General features: G+C 54.1%; 15 protein-coding genes. 7 read left to right on the plus strand and 8 right to left on the minus strand.

What is annotated here, in order from left to right:
* Positions 1–407: 407 nt before the first annotated feature.
* From BLU64_RS09930 to BLU64_RS09945, 4 genes are all read left to right on the plus strand, one after another.
* Positions 408–1,544, plus strand: a complete 1,137-nt coding sequence (locus BLU64_RS09930) for a slipin family protein (RefSeq protein ID WP_074728555.1) — start codon at positions 408–410, stop codon at positions 1,542–1,544.
* Positions 1,545–1,589: 45 nt separating this feature from the next.
* A complete protein-coding gene (locus BLU64_RS09935) occupies positions 1,590–2,384 on the plus strand; it encodes a nucleotidyltransferase domain-containing protein (RefSeq protein ID WP_026743828.1) in 795 nt (264 codons plus the stop codon).
* A gap of 166 nt (positions 2,385–2,550) precedes the next feature.
* Entirely contained in the window at positions 2,551–3,903 is a 1,353-nt protein-coding gene (gorA, locus tag BLU64_RS09940; protein WP_026743829.1) for a glutathione-disulfide reductase, read from the plus strand.
* Between the two features lie 218 nt (positions 3,904–4,121).
* Positions 4,122–4,622: a DUF1543 domain-containing protein gene (locus tag BLU64_RS09945; protein ID WP_026743830.1), complete on the plus strand. Its 501-nt coding sequence runs from the start codon at positions 4,122–4,124 to the stop codon at positions 4,620–4,622.
* Between the two features lie 272 nt (positions 4,623–4,894).
* Here the strand turns inward: BLU64_RS09945 and BLU64_RS09950 are convergent, their stop codons facing one another.
* From BLU64_RS09950 to BLU64_RS09960, 3 genes are read right to left on the minus strand one after another with little or no spacing between them, the layout of a single operon-like run.
* A complete protein-coding gene (locus BLU64_RS09950) occupies positions 4,895–6,157 on the minus strand; it encodes a PTS ascorbate transporter subunit IIC (protein WP_074728557.1) in 1,263 nt (420 codons plus the stop codon).
* Between the two features lie 32 nt (positions 6,158–6,189).
* A complete protein-coding gene (locus tag BLU64_RS09955) occupies positions 6,190–6,456 on the minus strand; it encodes a PTS sugar transporter subunit IIB (RefSeq protein ID WP_074728559.1) in 267 nt (88 codons plus the stop codon).
* Between the two features lie 13 nt (positions 6,457–6,469).
* Positions 6,470–6,913, minus strand: a complete 444-nt coding sequence (locus BLU64_RS09960) for a PTS sugar transporter subunit IIA (protein ID WP_026743833.1) — start codon at positions 6,911–6,913, stop codon at positions 6,470–6,472.
* 274 nt (positions 6,914–7,187) lie between these two features.
* On the opposite strand from BLU64_RS09960, the gene BLU64_RS09965 reads away from it, so the two are divergent.
* A complete protein-coding gene (locus BLU64_RS09965; RefSeq protein ID WP_074728561.1) occupies positions 7,188–8,213 on the plus strand; it encodes a LacI family DNA-binding transcriptional regulator in 1,026 nt (341 codons plus the stop codon).
* A gap of 37 nt (positions 8,214–8,250) precedes the next feature.
* Here the strand turns inward: BLU64_RS09965 and BLU64_RS09970 are convergent, their stop codons facing one another.
* Positions 8,251–9,375 carry an aminotransferase class V-fold PLP-dependent enzyme gene (locus tag BLU64_RS09970; RefSeq protein WP_074728563.1) on the minus strand — a complete coding sequence of 375 codons (1,125 nt, stop codon included), beginning with the start codon at positions 9,373–9,375 and terminating at the stop codon, positions 8,251–8,253.
* A 341-nt stretch (positions 9,376–9,716) separates the two neighbouring features.
* Between BLU64_RS09970 and glk the strand changes: the two genes are divergently transcribed.
* Complete coding sequence (gene glk / locus BLU64_RS09975; protein ID WP_074728565.1) at positions 9,717–10,685, plus strand: glucokinase; 969 nt, start codon at positions 9,717–9,719, stop codon at positions 10,683–10,685.
* Here glk and pdxR read toward each other — a convergent pair.
* From pdxR to BLU64_RS09990, 3 genes are all read right to left on the minus strand, one after another.
* Positions 10,673–12,190: a MocR-like pyridoxine biosynthesis transcription factor PdxR gene (gene pdxR / locus BLU64_RS09980; RefSeq protein ID WP_051625579.1), complete on the minus strand. Its 1,518-nt coding sequence runs from the start codon at positions 12,188–12,190 to the stop codon at positions 10,673–10,675. The genes glk and pdxR overlap by 13 nt on opposite strands.
* 88 nt (positions 12,191–12,278) lie before the next feature.
* Positions 12,279–13,013: a carbonic anhydrase gene (locus BLU64_RS09985; protein ID WP_026743837.1), complete on the minus strand. Its 735-nt coding sequence runs from the start codon at positions 13,011–13,013 to the stop codon at positions 12,279–12,281.
* A gap of 517 nt (positions 13,014–13,530) precedes the next feature.
* Entirely contained in the window at positions 13,531–15,540 is a 2,010-nt protein-coding gene (locus BLU64_RS09990) for an AAA family ATPase (protein ID WP_074728566.1), read from the minus strand.
* Positions 15,541–16,214: 674 nt separating this feature from the next.
* Here BLU64_RS09990 and BLU64_RS09995 point away from each other — a divergent pair.
* Entirely contained in the window at positions 16,215–17,126 is a 912-nt protein-coding gene (locus tag BLU64_RS09995; RefSeq protein ID WP_026743839.1) for a hypothetical protein, read from the plus strand.
* Between the two features lie 281 nt (positions 17,127–17,407).
* Here BLU64_RS09995 and BLU64_RS10000 read toward each other — a convergent pair whose 3' ends face one another.
* A complete protein-coding gene (locus BLU64_RS10000; protein WP_074728673.1) occupies positions 17,408–18,172 on the minus strand; it encodes an SDR family NAD(P)-dependent oxidoreductase in 765 nt (254 codons plus the stop codon).
* Positions 18,173–18,394: the final 222 nt, after the last annotated feature.

An 18,394-nucleotide genomic window follows, 5' to 3' on the forward strand; every position in this document is an offset into this window, starting at 1 on the left:
ATATTATCAGTATATTGAGTTTTTATTTTGCGGTTTCCTTCCTGTTGGCACGCATCTCGCAATACCTTTCCCGTCGATTCGCCAGTTTGCAGTGGTTCAGCACCACGCCGGCATTCAAGGAGCGGCTTCGTACCGCTTTCCTGTGGATGTTCCGTCAGGCATCGCAGACGCAATGAAAGGTTAACTCGGGTTCGAATCCCGAATATCGCACCTCGATATTGATAATGAAAAATAACCCTCCCGCCACCGGGACATTGACGGTGGCCTCACGGGAGACCGACCGACGCGCCGGGCGGCAGGCAGAAGGCTAACGCGTTCCATCAGGAACCCGTGCGCTTTCCCCCTGCGGCTTCGCCCCGACGTCCGTCTTCACGTGTGCCGGAGGGATCATCAGGAGAAAGAGATTCATGTTTAAGACCATCACCATTCGTAAAGGTCAGTTGGGTTTGGTAAGCCAAGACGGCGATTACCTGCGGGTATTGGAAGCGGGTCGACACCGGCTTTCCCGTTGGTTCAACCGACAGAAAATCGACATTATTTCTTTGGATGGGGCTGAAGTGCTGGCGCCGCTGGACGACTATCTGCGCCAGTACCATCCGGAGTGGGTAAAACAGTATTGCCTGGACGTCGTGTTGCCGGAAGAGGCGATCGGGCTTCGCTACGATCACGATGTGTTGCAGGAAATCTTGCCGCCTGCCACGCGCCGACTTTACTGGCGTAAGGACGAGCATCAGCGCGTCGATCAGGTAAAAACCGACGACATCCGGGTGCCGGATGCGCTGGTGTCCGCCCTGTTGCAGCCGACGCTGCGTCAGCGACAGGTCATTGGGCATGCTGGCGTCTTGCTGGCGCAGGTTCCGGCCTGGCATTTGGGCCTTTTAAAAGTAGATGGCGCGGCGCAGGAACTGTTGCCGCCGGGCGTCAGCGGCTACTGGCGTTTTAATCACTGCGTGGAAGTGGAGCTGGTGGACACCCGCCAGCAGGCGCTGGAGGTGAGCGGGCAGGAGATTTTGACGCGCGATAAGGTCAATCTTCGGCTGAATCTGGTGGCCAACTGGCGCTACAGCGACATTTTGACGGCGTACGGTCAGTTAACGAAACCGGTGGATTCGCTTTACCGCGAACTGCAATTTGCGTTGCGTGAAGCCGTGGGCACTCGCACGCTGGATGAGCTGCTGGAAAACAAGCACACCATCGATGAACGGGTGAATGCCCTGGTCTGTGAAAAAATGGCCGGTTACGGCATCGACGTCGTTTCGCTGGGCGTGAAGGACATCGTGCTGCCGGGCGATATGAAAACCATTTTGTCTCAGGTAGTGGAAGCGGAAAAGGCGGCGCAGGCCAACGTGATACGACGCCGGGAAGAGACGTCGGCGACGCGTTCCCTGCTGAATACCGCCAAAGTGATGGAAAACAACCCGGTCGCCCTGCGGTTGAAAGAGCTGGAAACGCTGGAACGGGTGGCGGAACGCATTGATAAGATTTCCGTGTTCGGCGGATTGGATCAGGTGTTGAACGGATTGGTGAATTTAAAGGGCGCATAGCGTGCTGCGGGGCAGCGGCGATATGTCGAAAAGGAGAGCAGGGATATGACAGTAGTACCTCAGGGCGTTAGCGAAAAAATGAAACACCAAATCAAAGCGGCGCTGGACGAAGTGGAAAAGGAATTTGATGTCCGCATCCTGTACGCCTGCGAGTCCGGCAGCCGCGGCTGGGGATTCGCCTCGCCGGACAGTGATTATGATGTCCGATTCATCTACGTTCATCCGCCGGAGTGGTATCTGCGGGTTGAGCCGCAGCGTGATGTGATCGAACGTCCGCTGACGTCGGAGTTGGACGTGTGCGGTTGGGAATGGCGAAAGGCGTTGGCGCTATTGAACCGGGGCAACCCCACGCTGATCGAATGGCTGGACTCACCCGTGATCTACCGACAGGACGATGTCGCGACAGACCGGCTGCGCCAGTTAATCCCCGGCTGTTTTTCCGCGCTCAAGGCAAGTCATCATTACCTCTCCATTGCGCGTAAGAACTTTCGTACCTATTTGCAGGATGAGCGCGTGCGGCTGAAAAAGTACTTTTACGTCCTGCGCTCGCTGCTGGCGGTGCAGTGGATTGCCGAAGGGAAAGGGGCGCCGCCCATGCAGTTCGAGGTGTTGCTGAACGCGATGGTGACCGATCCGGCGTTGCTGGCGGAGGTTCGCGCGCTGTTGAAACTGAAATGCAGCGCGGTGGAAACGGATATGGTCGAGCGGCAACCGCATATCCATGCGTTTATCGCACGGTCGCTGGAGACCGCGATAGTCACATCGCAACCGGCAAAGGATGAACGCATCAATGCCGCGTTGGATCGCCTGCTGTTCGAAACCGTGATGACAGGCGTTTGACGTTGCGCGAGGCCCCGTAAGGCGGCCTCGCCTATTGCACTGATTTCAAAAATCTCCCCAAGGCGCTCGGCGTTTCTGACTACAATCATGCTGCGATCTTTGCCGGAATCAGATCTCTGGCGTTACACTCTCTATAACTTTTCATTCACACAACCTGGATTTCCCAATGACTAAACATTATGACTATCTCGCCATTGGCGGCGGCAGCGGCGGCATTGCCTCCATTAACCGTGCGGCCATGTACGGCAAGAAATGCGCGTTGATTGAAGCCAAATATCTGGGCGGGACCTGTGTGAACGTGGGCTGCGTACCGAAAAAGGTGATGTGGCATGCGGCGCAGATCGCCGAGGCTATCCATAACTACGGCCCTGACTATGGTTTTGACGTCACGGTTAACGGCTTCAACTGGGACACGCTGGTGAAAAACCGCAGTGCCTATATTGACCGTATTCATCACTCTTATGACAACGTGCTGGGTAAGAACCAGGTTGAGGTGATCCGTGGTTTTGCCCGATTTGTGGATGCGCACACGGTGGAAGTGAACGGCGAGGAGATCACCGCCGACCATATTCTGATCGCCACCGGCGGCCGTCCGACGTTGCCGGATGTGCCCGGTGCCGAATATGGCATTAACTCCGACGGGTTCTTTGAACTGGATGCGCTGCCGCGTCGCGTCGCCGTTGTCGGCGCAGGCTACATCGCCGTGGAAATCGCCGGCGTGCTGAACGCGCTGGGGGCGGAAACTCACCTGTTCGTACGTAAACATGCGCCGCTGCGCCAGTTCGACCCGCTGATTGTGGATACGCTGGTGGAAGTCATGAAGGCCGAAGGCCCGTCGCTGCACACGGAGTCGACGCCTAAAGCGGTGGTAAAAAATGCCGACGGCAGCCTGACGTTGCAGCTGGAAGACGGCAAATCGCAGACGGTGGACTGCCTGATTTGGGCCATTGGGCGTCAACCCGCCACCGATAACCTCAACCTTCAGGCGGCGGGCGTCGCGCTGGACGATCGCGGCTATGTGCAGGTCGATAAATTCCAGAACACCAACGTTTCCGGCATTTACGCCGTGGGCGACAACACCGGCGCGGTGGAGCTGACGCCGGTCGCGGTGGCGGCGGGGCGTCGTCTGTCGGAGCGCCTGTTCAACAACAAGCCGAACGAGCACTTGGACTACACCAACATTCCTACCGTGGTATTCAGCCACCCGCCTATCGGCACCGTCGGGTTGACTGAACCGCAGGCGCGCGAGAAGTACGGCGACGAGCAGGTCAATGTCTATCAATCTTCCTTCACCGCGATGTACACCGCCGTCACGCAGCACCGTCAGCCGTGCCGCATGAAATTGGTGTGTGTCGGTCCGGAAGAGAAAGTGGTGGGCGTTCACGGCATCGGTTTCGGCGTGGATGAAATGCTACAGGGCTTCGCCGTCGCGGTGAAAATGGGGGCCACCAAGCAAGATTTCGACAACACTGTCGCCATTCATCCGACCGGGGCGGAAGAGTTCGTCACCATGCGCTAACAAAACGCCGCGCGTCAGGCGCTGACGACGACTTCGTCATCATCAAAGCCGGGCTTCAGCGCCCGGCTTTTTGCCACCAAGACCGTGTAAAAATGCGGTTCTCGCCGTGTTGTGCAATGCTTTATCCCGTTTGGGATTTCAATGTTCGGGGAGAACGACGCGTCTGCCGATCACGCGCGTGATTGCCATGTCATCACTATCAGGGAGACCGGGATCTCATGCCCATGCTTTTTCTTTTCTACGTCGGCGGTAGCGCGCCAGGCGCCAATATCGAATTGCACGATGTTCAGTTTGCCGCGGTAAACCAACCGGAAGAGGCTTTCCCCCTCCTTAAGGCAGCCTGGTTCGGCGACAAAAAACAGATCCACGTCGACAGCTACACGCCGATTCCGTGGGCCAACGGCTATGACATCACGCTGAGCAAGACGCCCTCGACATCGACTCAGCGGCTCTGGTTCATCAATATGGGCGGCTACCTGCCGGGCGAGCCTGCGGAATTGCACCAGTTCGGCTTGTTTGTCGCCCCGACGGCGGATGAGGCGAAGATGCAGGCCAAAAAAGTCCTGTTGCAAGACACGTTCAAACAGCACAAAGACGACCTGCGGGATGTGGATGATTGCCTGCTGCTGCAACAGCTGAACGGATGGCATATCCATCTGACGCCCAACGCGCACGGCACCCCTGCCGCTCCGCTCTGGCAGGGGTATCTGCCGATTTAATACCCGATGCTGGCGCAGGCTAGAACGACTTGCGCAGGAGGGTTTTTTATCGTGGAGGATCTGCACATCTGCCTGTGCTATGACCCTCAAGGTGGGGCAGCGTTGATAGGGTGTGATGCGTTTGCGAAAAGCGGGATGATTCAGTTTTTTTTGAACTTAATCAGCCGGTTAACATGGCGGTAGAGCCGGGCTGCTCGGGCGGTGATGCGTATTATGTCTTCATGGAAAGGGAGCGGCGCAGACTGACACTGTCCACGCCGCCTGCGGCATGCTTAGTGGAACAGCGTAACCACGTTGCCGAGAATGATCCCCACAATGCCGAAGTCAGCGTCGCCGAAGGTGGTGGCCGCCAGGCCCAGCGAACCCATCAGCGGCAGCAGAATCGCGGGCAGGAAGGAGATCAGCAAACCTTGTACGAAGGCGCCGATCACCGCGCCGCGGCGTCCGCCCGTGATGTTGCCGTAAATTCCGGCGGTCGCGCCGCAGAAGAAGTGCGGGACCAGCCCGGGGACGATCACGCTCAGGCCGAACAGCGGGCAGAGGAACATGCTGATCAGACCGGCCAGGAAGCTACACAGGAAACCGATAATTACGGCGTTCGGCGCGAACGGGAACACGGTCGGGCAGTCCAGCGCGGGCTTGGCGTCTTTCACCAGTTTGTCCGCAATGCCCTTAAACGCGGGCACGATTTCCGCAATCACCATCCGCACCCCGGCCAGAATGACGTAGACCCCGGCGGCGAAGGTGATGGACTGAATAATGGCGAAGATCAGGTAATTCTGTCCGCCGCTCACCTGGCTTTCGGTGTACGCCTTGCCCGCAAACAGCGTCAGCACAATGAACAGAATCATCATGGTCAGCGAAATCGCTACCGAAGAGTCGCGCAGGAAGTTCAGGGTTTTCGGCACCTTCAGCTCTTCCGTGGACGGGCTGCCTTTTCCGACGACCTTACCCACCAGCGCGGCCAGCAGATAACCGGCGGAGCCGAAGTGGCCGATAGCCAAATCATCCGACTGGGTGATTTTTCGGGTAAAGGGCTGCAAGATGGCCGGGCTGATAACCATCAGCGCGCCGAGAATCAAAGCGCCTGTGGCGATCAGGCTGATGCCGCGCATCCCGCCGGTGGACAGAATCACCGCCAGCATCGCCGCCATATACAGCGTGTGGTGGCCGGTCAGGAAGATATATTTCAGCGGCGTAATCCGCGCCAGAATAATGTTCACGATCATGCCGAAGACCATGATCATGGCGGTTTCCGTGCCGAAATTGGCCTGCGCCAGCGCCGCCACCACGTCGTTGTTGGGGACGACGCCGTGCATATTAAAGGAGTGCGTGAACAGCTGACTGAACACCGTCAGCGTGGAGGCAATGACATTGGCCCCGGCGATGAGAATCAAAAATCCCATGATGGTTTTCAGCGTGCCGGAAACCACCTCAGAGAACGGTTTCTTTTGCAGCATCAGCCCCAACAGGGAAAACAGCCCTACCAGGATAGCGGGCGTACCCAGCACATCCTTCATAATAAACTGCAACATAAGCGACTCCGTTAGCGCGACTGGGCGCGCCGTTACAGGTTGGCAGCCAGAATTTCTCTGATCTGGTTGTTATCCAACAGGTTGGTCAGGCCGAATATTTGGGCGTCGGAGCCTTGTATCTGTTCCACGATGTCCTTGGCGCCCAGAATGATATCCGGGTGTTCCGACTTGGCGGAGGTCAGATCGGTATGGCTCACTTCTGCTTCCTTACCCATTTCCGCCAGAAGTTTTTTGACGTTCATTTCGACAATAAAGCTGCTGCCTAGCCCGTTGCCGCACACAATAAGGATCTTTTTCATCACAAGCCTCGTCTCAATAGTTTTCGATAACCGCCTGAATAGCGGGAAGGGAAGAGGCGGTCAGCAGCTGTTGCAGACTTTCTTCGTCGCTGAACAGCGCCGCCAGCTCGGTAATCATCCTGATGTGTTCGTCTCCAGATAAGGCGCACAGCATGATCACGACCGTCACCGGATCGTTTTCCGCCGATTCGAAATTCACCCCCTTGCGGATACACAGCAAGGACAGCCCGTTCTTGCGGGCGCCCTGCTCGGGCCGCGCGTGGGGCAGCGCCAGTCCGGGCGCGATCACATAGTAGGGGCCTGACGTCTGATGGGTCGCGACAATCGCCTCGATATAGTCCTGAGTGATCGCGTCGTCGGCCAGCAGCGGTTCCGCCGCCAGCATGAGAGCCTCCTGCCAGTGGGAAACACGGTCCACGATGTGAATGGTCTTGGGCGTCAGCCATGTAGCGAGCATGTCTACCTCTTGACTCTGGGAAGGGGTGACTCAATGTAGGTGAAATATCGACCACCTTTCTGTGATAGGTTTCGCAAAGTTAGCGCTAACATTGTGGGGAAGAGGCGAATAATGCGCGTAGTGAGACGTCGCTGACGAATGTGACGACCAGGCCGGTTATCTCGCCCGTAGCGGTGTTACCCTAAGACCGAGCGCATCGGATTGAGGGGGCATTTCGGTTCCCAAGGGCGGCGAAGCGGCAACGACGGCGGACGAGAAAAGGGAGGCGGTAAGGATGAGAGAAAAGCGGCGACGTAACACCGGGAAGAGCACGCTGGCCGATGTCGCCCGGCGGGTGGGCGTCAGCGCGATGACGGCGTCCCGGGCGCTGCGGATGCCGGAGAAAGTCTCGCCCGTGCTGCGCGAGAAAATCGCGACGGCGATCGCGGAGTTGGATTACGTGCCTAATCTGGCGGCGAGCGCGCTGGCTTCCGCCACGTCGCGACTGATCCTCATGGTGGTGCCCTCGTTCGCTACGCCAGGATGCGCGCAGGTGTCGGAAGCACTGCAAGCGGTCCTGAAAGAAGCGGAGTACAGCATGATGCTGGTCGAGGCGAACCACTCCGCCAGCGGCGAACGACAGCTCATCGAACGCCTGCTCGCTTACCATCCTGCCGCGATGGTGCATTTCAACTTTGACAGCACGGACGAAGGACGCCGACTGCTGATCAATGCCGGACTGCCGGTGATGCAGGTGGGAGCACTCCCTGCGCAGCCGCTGAATGTCGGCGTGGGCGTCGACTATGCAGAGGCGGTGGCGGCGCTGGCGCATCAACTGTCGCAGAGCGGCTACCGGCATCTGGGATTGTTGTGCAGCCAGACCAGCCCGACGATCCTCAAACAAATCATGCACGGCTGGCACAGCGCGATGCTGGCCGTCAATCATTCGCCGCATCGGGTTATCGCCGCCACGGAGCCGCCGACGTTCGCCACCGGTCATCAGCGGCTGCCGGAAATCCGCATGACCTGGCCGGAGCTGGACGCGCTGATCTGTACCACGGACGAAGTCGCCTGCGGAGTGATCATGGCCTGCCATGCGGAAGGGGTGGATGTGCCCAGCCAGCTGGCGGTGGCCAGCATCGGCGGCGGCGACCTTTCCGCCGTGTGCTCGCCGCCGCTCACCACGGTCGCGCTGCCGTATCGACAGATGGGCCGGTTGGCGGGTGAACAGCTGCTGGCGGCGTTGGCGGGGGAGGAGGTTGAGGCGAGGCAGCCGCTTCCGGCCTCGTTGGTGGTACGGGCCAGCACCCGCCAACGCTAGACGATGCGCTGTCTGGCATTGGCGGGCCGGGCGTCGATTAAGCGACGTTGAACTCGCCGCTGGCAATCAGAAAGTCGATCAGCGCGGTCAGTTTTTTCACATCGTCGAGCGCGATGTTATGGAACAGGGCGATACGCAGCTGGTTGCGTCCCAGCGCCCGATACCCCTCAATGCCATGCACCAGCCCTTGCTCGTCCAGATAGCGGGTCAGCTTATCGACGGAGACGGCGTCCGCCACGTCGATCGCCGCGACGGTGGTGGAGCGGAAAGCAGGATCTTCCACGTAAGGCGTCAGATAGTCTCTGTCGGTGGCCCACTGATACAGATGCTCCGCCTTGGCGGCGGCCTGACGCTGGACTTCGGCAAACCCGAGCGCGTTCATCCGCTTCAGCTGTTCGGCGAACAGAAATAACGTAACGGTCGCCGGCGTGTTGTAGGTCTGCTGCTGTTCGCTGTTGTTGAGCGCGATCTGCCAGTCGGCGAAGACGGGAATGTAGCGCGTCTTGTCGGCGGCAATTTCCGCGATCCGCGCTCTCGCTTTTGGCGACAGGATGGCGACGAACAGGCCGCCTTCGCTGGCGAAGACCTTCTGCGGGGAGAACAGGAACACGTCGACGCGCGACAGGTCGCAGGCGATCTGACCGGCGCCGCTGGTCGCATCCACGGCCAATAGACAATCATCACCCACTTCGGGCAGCGTGGTGTTCATCACGCCGGTGGAGGTCTCATTCAGCGTACAGGTCACGACGTCGGCGTCAGCGGTGCTGAACTCGTGGTGTCCTTGCCCGTAAGGCACCTCCAGGCTGGCCGCCTCAATCCACGGAATGCGCTTGGACGCTTTAAACCATTTCCCTGAGAACTCACCGCAGACGTGGTGAACGATTCGCTGCTTCACCATTCCCAGCCCGACCATATCGAACAGTAGCGTTGCGCCGCCGTTGCCCAGCACGATGCTGTAGTCGTCCGGGACGGACAGCAGGGAACGCAGTCCTTCCTGAATGTCGCCGCACAGTGCGCGAACCGGCGCTTTACGGTGGCTGGTGCCGAGCAGGTGGGGACCCTTGTCCATCAGGCGCGTTAAATCATCAAGGTGAATGAGCGAAGGGCCGCAGCCGAAGCGAGGATCGGCGGGGATAAGGGCCTCCGGAATGGTGAGCGTCATGCGTATCTCCTTAGGGAATGAGCTAATTTTTCTTTTAAATGAAGATACGCAGGATGGGCGTAAAGCGATACGGAAATTTTATCGCGGCGCAGCGGAGTCGGACGTATCCGGCTAGATTTGTGTCAAGGGGCGAGATAACCTTATCGAAACGTATTCCGTCGTGAAACCGGTACCTATTTGCGGAGACGCTGAGCGTCCATCTTATTGCTTCGCGCAGAATGCGTCTTTCTGCGCTCAGGCCTTCTCCCCGCAAGAATCGCGGCGTTTCGCTGCGCTGCCGGGTTATCGGCCAGCCATTTTCCCGCCGGGATACGCAGGCATCTAATCGGAGAATAGAAAATATGCACCAGTATGCATTGGTGGGTGACGTGGGTGGAACAAACGCCCGCCTGGCGCTTTGTCAGTTGGATGACGGGGCGATTTCGCGCAGCAAACAGTATTCGGTCAACGACTTTCCGAGCCTGGAAGCGGTGATCAACGATTTTCTGTCGGAGCATAGCGAACTCACGGTCAAAAGCGGCTGTATCGCCATTGCCTGTCCGGTCGTCGACGACTGGGTGGAGATGACCAATCATGACTGGGCCTTTTCGATAGTCAAACTGCAACAGCAGCTAGGGTTCGACCGTCTGGATGTCATCAATGATTTCACGGCGGTCAGCATGGCGATCCCGGTGCTGCGGGAAGAGGACGTGATCCAACTCGGCGGCGGTAGCGCCGAAGCGGGCAAACCCGTGGCGGTGTACGGTGCGGGAACGGGACTGGGCGTGGCTCACCTCTTGCCGGTCGCAGGTCGGTGGATTAGCCTCCCCGGCGAAGGCGGCCATGTGGACTTCGCCCCGAACAGCGAAGAAGAAGATGCCATTCTGTCCGTGCTGCGCCATGACATCGGTCACGTGTCGGCGGAACGGGTGCTTTCCGGTCCGGGTCTGGTCAATATCTACCGCGCGGTGGTGAAGTCCGACGGCCGTACGCCGGAGGAACTGAGTCCGAAGGCGGTGTCGGAGCGGGCGCTGGCGGACGACTGTCTGGATTGTCGTCGTGCGCTGTCGCTGTTTTGCGTGATGCTGGGGCGCTTCGGCGGCAATCTGGCGCTGACGATGGGGACGTTCGGCGGCGTCTATATTGCGGGGGGAATAGTGCCTCGCTTTATGGAGTTCTTCCGCCACTCCGGCTTCCGGGCGGCCTTCGAAGACAAGGGGCGCTTCAAAGACTATCTTGCGCCGATCCCGGTCTTCATGATCTCCCATAAACAGCCCGGCCTGCTGGGTGCCGGCGCCTATCTGCGTCAGCAGTTGGGCTACACCCTCTGAAGCTTGCTGGCCGCGATATCGGGGTCGCCCAACGTGCGGAAAGTTTCCGCCAAACGGGCGATGCCCGGCGCGATCTGCACCTCATCGATAGCGTGAAAGCCTAACCGGAAAAAGTTGTCTGGCGCATTGGAACCCAAAAAATGTGCCTGTCCCGGTTCAATCAACACCCCCCTATGCGCAGCCCGCCACGCCAGCTGATGCGTATCGACACCCTCCGGCGCCTGTAGCCAAAACGCGTTGGCATGTTCGCTCCCGTCCATTCGACGACAGGCGGGCAAGTCATGCTCCAGCGCTTCGTTCAACCTGTGCCACCGGCGCGCGGAGTCTTCGCGATAGCGGTGCAGATAGGCCTCGTAATAGCCCTGCGCCAGAAAATGGGCCATCTGATGTTGAATGTTGGTCGGCGGATGACGGTAGGACAGGCGACGCAGCGCCCGCAGCTCGTCAATCAGCTCCGCGGGAGCCACCAGATACCCCAGCCGTAGACCGGGCGATAGCGACTTGGACAAACTGCTGACGTAAATCACCCGGTTATGCACATCGCTGGCCTTCAGCGCGGCGCGCGGCTGCGGGTCAAGGTTGGTTTCCGAGTCGTAATCATCTTCGATAATGATCCGATCGTGCAGTCGCGCATACTCCAGCAGCCTGGTACGGCGCGCGTTGCTCATCCGAATGCCGGTGGGCGCCTGATGGCTGGGCGTGACGTAAAAGTAGTCGCAGCCGTCAGAGGCGGCGTTCAATTGCAGGCCTTCGTGGTCCAGGCTATGCGGCACGATCTGCGCGCCCTGGAGCGCAAAGGTGTTCACCGCTTCGCGAAAAACAGGATTCTCCACCGCCACACGCGTGCGGTGGTTAAACAGCAGCTGCGACAGCAGCGAAAGCGCGTTTTGCGAGCCGAGGGTGATCAGGATTTCATCGGCTTGGGCGATGATGCCGCGCTTGGGCAAAATCCGCTGTCGAACCTGTTCAATCAGCAGCGGCACGTCCTGATCGATATGGTCGTACAGCCAGCGATGGTCGCGGTGCAGGCCGGTGATGCGACGGGTGGTTTCACGCCACTGTTCGAGCGGAAAAAGTTGGGTATTCGGCTGGCCGTAGATAAACGGGAAGGGGTAGTCCATCCAGAGCGCCGGTTTCATGATGGCGAAAAAACCGCTTGGGCTGACGTTGAGCCGTTTGCTCCAGTCAGGCGACTGCTGTATTTCGTCAGGGGGCGTCTGTTGGCGGCGGATCTCGGCGAGCGTCTCGGGCTGGTGATAGTCCGGATGCAGAAAATAGCCGCTACGGGGGCGGCTGACCAGATAGCCGTCGTTCAGCAGGCTTTCATACACCAGCGCCACGGTGTTGCGCGAAATGGCGAGCTGGTTCGATAGCTTCCGACAAGACGGCAACGCCTCTTCAACTGGGAATACGCCCGTGAGAATGGCGTCTATCAGCTTTTCGCGCAGCTGCTCTTGCAGGCTCCGGCTGGCGACAAAATCGATATGCAGACAGCGATCGATCATCCTGTGGTCCTCATGGGTCTGAACGGCCTTAGAATGAAAGTAGCAATATCCATACCGACTCGCTCGCCGCGGCGGAGCCTGCCCGGAATTAATCGATCACGACACGTCCGTGCAGCGGCTGAGGCGGACGATTATTGTGATGATGCATGACGGCGCTAAAGCGTTGGATCTGCTGTTCGGAGACGGTTTGCGGATGTTTTAGCACCATCCAGCGCACGCCTTCGGTGCAGGGCGGGGTGGTCAGCGAGCCGCTATAGCGGTAGTAGCTCAGATTCTGCGGAAGCAGCTTACGCAGCTGAATATGGGCGGTCAGGGCGTTTTCGTGAGCCACCTCGGTCGGCATCTGCTGCCAGATTTTGTCCAGCTCCGGGTTGGGTGCGCCTAAGCGATACATGACGGCGACGACAACCGCTTCGCCCTGAGCGTTGGTATGCACGAAGTGCCCTTCAAACGGAAAGGCTTTCCCATCAATTTGATTTTCACTTGGTGAGTGAAAATGAAACTGTTGCAGGGTAAAGGCTTCGCCGTCGACCGTTAAGGTGTCGCCTTTTTTATCTTCGACTTCGATCGTATGGCCGTTATTAATCACGCGCAGGCTGTCTTCCGGACTGAAATGCAGCTGCAACGGCTTCTGATGCGTATGCTGAACGCTGGTGATATTAATGGGCGATTGATACATACCGTCGCCGCAGGTATGGAAATCAGCGCCCCAATGAGCCGGATCGTGTTCCCCTTCGTAAGACCAATGAGCATGCTCTGCGCTCAATACCGGTGATGAACAGGCCAGAAATAAGCTGGCTGTAAATAATGGGATATATTTCATTAACAACTTTAACCTTATCATAAACTTATGGGGCTAAATTATACTGCGTTGTTAATCATGGGGTTAGTGATAAATCCTTATTATTTGTATGCCCTTAAGCCAAGGGGTAAACCGCTTGAGGCAACGGGATAATGGGGACGGTAGATTTGTTCCGAGTGTGCTCTATATCCGGTAATAGTTTTGGCCGTGCTTATAGCTCTCTGGCTGTAGATCTTTATACGGACCACATTGCAAAGAGGAAATCGAGAAAGTGGCCCTAATAAGAATAGGCTGCATCAGAAAAATTATTACGATATTTAATATTACGCTCCGTGACTGAACATAATGGTTATTTCGATGGCCTATATGTTTGTTTTTATCTGAGTGCTCATAGAAATATACGCGATCTTAAGGGCCGCTAAGTGCCAGGAGCGGACGATGCTGACGTCGTTCTGTGTTAATTTAGGGTAGCAGTTCATACCCTCACAAAGGGATCTAAAAACTGGCTCATACCAAGAAAATGAGCCAGTTGAGATGATTACTTCAGTGCAGCGTTTATAGCATTTATGAGATTCGTGCAGCCTTGGATCTCATTAGCAGATAGGTCAGTGATCGAATGATTTCGAGACCATCTCAAGAAAGCCTTAGCTAATTTATACTTGGAAAAATCCTTTCCAATTTCATTTTGAAATAAATTAATAATAGGCTTACCCTCAGCACTTGCCACCGCTGTGGTTAAGTCCCAGTTTAGTTCCGACTTTGCTATATCTATTAATGTATCTCTGAGGAGATCTTCGATTTCTGCCTTTTCAATTTTAGGAACTGTAAAATCTGATGTTCGAAGGATTCTTTTATTGCTAAGGCGATGGACCAGAATTTCCTGATTTGCTGCTTGATCACCAGCATTATCTGAGTCAAGTAATGCTGCGACCTTTAAGTTGTGTGAAGTAAGAATTGTCGCGAAGTAAACGACTTTGCTTGCTGTGTTGGCTGGTACAAGCGCGATCTTTTCGTGCAGGAATGTTTTTCCTCCATCCTTAAGTAGGCCGGATATGGCTTCGACATACCAATAATCTGTCAAACCTTCTAAAATCAAATTACGCTGGTTTGCAAATAGACTCTGAGCTAAATCATACCCAAGCGCTTCCTGTAACGGTAAAAGTGCTGCAGGATCACTGGAGGACACAGTTGTGTGTACTTTCGTACCAACAGTCCTATCAGTCAGTTCAACAACTCTAACAATATCGAGTTCATCCGGGCCAACTAGAAATGGTGAATGAGTTGAGTACAAGGTCTGATTTTTATCGGCAAGTAATGAGATAGTTTTTCTAAACTCTCTTTGCTTCAGGGCATGGAGGCTAACTCCTGGCTCATCTAATAGGAGTATCGTATTCTTATGTTTACCTTTTGCCTCAGCAAAGAAAACTATGAAGAACGATACTAGCCACTGAAAACCCTCGGAGCGCTGGTCGAGTTCAACCTCAACGCCTATATTGTCTTCGACAACTACTTTAAGATATTGTCCGTCGGCAGTCAGCTTGAGCCTGCTTGCCTCTGCTTTGTTATCATCAGGATTCCATACTCTGATTACTTGCTGGGTTAATTCAACACTGGCTGCATTGAGCTCATAGCTACGCTGGTCCAGCCTTTCTCTGAAAACTTCAAGATCTGTCGAAGTGTGGCTTGGATCGGTTGCTTTTCCGAGTTCAGAAAGTTCCTGTGCAGTAAAACCAAGCAATCTGAGCAGACAACTGTTGCCGTAATCATATGCATCATCATCGAGACTATTAGATTCGAGCCGTTTAGCGAGATTTCCTAAATGGATGATAGGCTTCACTCGGAAGTAATTGCTGTAAAGTACAAATACAGGTTTATTCTGGTCTAAATATTCAAGAAAACTGCGGATGCCAATTGATAAATTCAGTTTTGACTCAATCATTTCCCAACGTTTTAATTCTTTTTCATCTTCTTCATCAATAAATGGAAGCTTTTCCTCCAGCCACTTCTTTAAAATCTCAGAGTCAGCGTTTAAATATTTATCCTGTGCCCAGCCATTCGTTATTTTACTAAGACTTTCTGAATGCGGCTTTGCTTCACCCGTAGCACTCGATCTATCTAAATGAGCAGTTAGCCTTATTAGGTCATTTTTTATATCATTATAAGTTGGAGATTCGAAACCTATTAAACTATGACTGGCATTATTGTTTAAATACCGAGTAAAAGTGTAACTGATTGAACTGCCTTTGATTTGATCTGGTGCATGCTCTAAATCAAAGTCTTCAAGGTCAAAGACTGCGGTGACGACTTTCACCTTATTCGGATCTAGATCCCCTCGGCTGATTTTTGTATATTGAGCTCTCGGGTAGTCGCGTAGGGGTTTGAATTTTTTTGTACCTACTGGTGGATTAATTTGTTGTATCGCTTGAAGAATTGCTGTTTTACCTGCTTCATTTGGGCCAACTAGAATTGTTTTAAGCCTTTCAATATCAAACTCACCGGTATCTAGGATGCTCCGATAGTTTTGCACTCGAACTTTACTTAAACGCATAGCCAATCCTTTTGAAGTGTGTGTATTAATTCTTACAGTAAAATCTTGCTTTACCCGTAATAATAAAATAAGCAGCTGAGAATTTGTCTTAATATGACGGATTAAACTGTTCAACACTGAATAGCTGCGCTTAATACCGCTAAACCTGCCGTTTACTGATAGGTGGAATGTTGCGTATGGGCAACACATTTCAAGCCCTATGCAGCACGGTCAGGCAGAGGAAACAACGCTGATACCTTGCCCTGTAAGGGGTGGCCGAAAGTGGAGCACTATTCCGCGCAGCTATCTAGTCGCTATGACTTATAGTAATTGTAATGGACAATTCAAGCTGTTGAAACCGCAGAATCGCTTTAGCTTCGATATTTTTTTAATGAGTTGATATGAATATCAATCATATGTGTCAAGGTCCGCTCCTCGCTCATAGCCGCCTGTTAATGCGGGACTGAGCGGCTGAGTACTATAAACGGTCGTTGCTTACATCATAGATGATATTATCTCGGACGTCAGTTCACTAGTTAACATTAAATCGGTAAAATATAATGACGTTAAGCTTATTAAAATATTAAAGGTATTCTTTAATTTTTCGAATGGTGATGCTTTAGAATGGGCTGGTCCGCAATAATTCACGTACTTATCATCCCAACTAAACTAATTAGCTTTCATAAAGGAACGTGATGAAAATTAATTATAAAGAAATCCTTAATAATCAACTTGATGAATTTTATAACAAGATAACTCATCTGAAGAACTTTCAGGCGGTAATCAGGGGGAATACGGCCAGTCTTTTAAGCAACTTAAGTGAGAAAAAGAAGCGTATTGAAGATAAGAAGAATGATCCTGAAATTGATGAATCCATAAAAAGCTTTTTTGGGTTACAACTACGTTGTTTTTCCTTTCCGTCCCCTTACTCAGGGATCCGTGAATTTATTGGTCATCGAAATGATGCTGTTGAGGAGCAAACCTATCTACTCTTACTTCATAAAAATAAGCAATATCAGTGGCTATTAGTAGAAGCTTACGAGGTTTTTGAAGATTTCATCAAATCGATATATGGATGTGTTGGTTATATCAATCCTTCATTTTGGCCTGCCAGTGACTTCGGGGATATTGCTATTAAAGATATTCCCTCACAGAATCTGAAGTGGTTTAATGTACAAGCAACAAAAAAGAAAAAGGCACCCAAGAGTATCTTGAATCAATTCCGAGAAAAACTACCAGCACTTGTAGATATCGAGATAAACAACAAAACGTCTACTAACTATCGGCTTGCTGTGACAATGATAGAAAATTTTAGACATGTCATTGTCCACCGAAATGGCAACTTTGGAGATAAAGAAGAATTTATTAGACAAGTTATAGCCTGTTCAGGTGTGCCTAAAAAAAATCACGAAGCAGCGATTCAGTATATCCTCAAGTACACAAGAAAATTGAAAGACGTTGATGTTATATATCTCCTTGAAAAAGAAGGGCCATATCCATTTATCTTTTATGACGTATTGGATCAACTAATAGATGTTTTACTCGCGTATGCTTTTATCATTAAATGTGAACTGGACAAATATCTATTATCAACAATAGATGATTAATAACACAAAAATTTTCTAATAAATATCATTGTGAAAATAACATTGGGATACATTTGGGAGGAACTTATTTAGTACAAAGATACAGGTTATAATTTTTAATCACCTTCAATGTATGCACCAAATATCAGGTCAAAGTCTCATCCACACAAAAACTTCAACACTATATCCCTGTCGAACCGCAACTTCCCCTCCAATAAACATCAAAACGCCGCATTAACTGTCTACACTCACCTGAAAGCTTCCCCCGCGCCATCCCATACAGCAAGGGGGAAACCCCACCGTCAGCTGGGATCGCGGTCAATAGCGAACGCGGACCAGGCCTGACGCACTGGCATCACTTCCACGCGGTTGATATTGATATGGTCCGGCAGCGTGGCGATATAGAAGATCTGCTCTGCGATATCTTCCGCCGTCAGCGGCGTGGTGTTGCGGTACAGCTGGTCGGAGGCGGCCTGATCGCCCTTGGTCCTGACCAGCGTGAATTCGGTTTCGGCGATGCCGGGGGCCAAATCGGTGACGCGCACGCCGGTGCCTTGCAGGTCGCAGCGCAGGTTATAGCTGAACTGTTTTACAAACGCCTTAGAGGCGCCGTAGACGTGGCTGCCGGGGTAAGGCCATTGGCCGGCGATGGAGCCGAGATTGATGATGCTGGCCCCTTTGCCGGTGTTGATCAGCGTCGGCAGCAGCGCGTGGGTGACGTTCACCAGCCCTTTGACGTTGGTGTCGATCATGGTGTGCCAGTCTTCCAGCGCGACCGTCTGGGAAGGCTGCGGGGCCAGCGCCAGCCCGGCGTTATTGACCAGCGTTTTCACCGCCTTGAAGTCGGCGGGCAAGTTGTCCACCAGCGCCTGAACGGCGGCGGCATCGCGGACGTCCAGCGTCGCGATATAGGTCGGCGTTTTCGGGGATAGCTCGTCGTACAGCGTTTGCAGGCGCTCCGCCCGACGCCCGGTGAGGATCAACGACCAGCCCTGCGCGGCGAAGTGGCGGGCGGCGGCCTGTCCGAATCCGGAGGTGGCGCCGGTGATAAAAACAATGTTTGGCATGAAACGTTTTCTCCCCTCAATCAAATGGTCCGTGGGCCAGCGGTGCGCGCCACGGCGAAAAAATGACTTTACGAATCCCGGCGGCGGCGTCATAGGGCCAGTTGGGAAAAAGCGCCGGGACACCTTCTGACCCGACGATTATCCGTAACTGGCTCTATCGCATCCGCCGGATTTGTTTTTAGTCTGCCAGAGAGAGAACCATCCCTATAGCCGCCGACCGTA

This window comes from Lonsdalea quercina, assembly GCF_900107885.1.
Lineage (GTDB): Bacteria > Pseudomonadota > Gammaproteobacteria > Enterobacterales > Enterobacteriaceae > Lonsdalea > Lonsdalea quercina.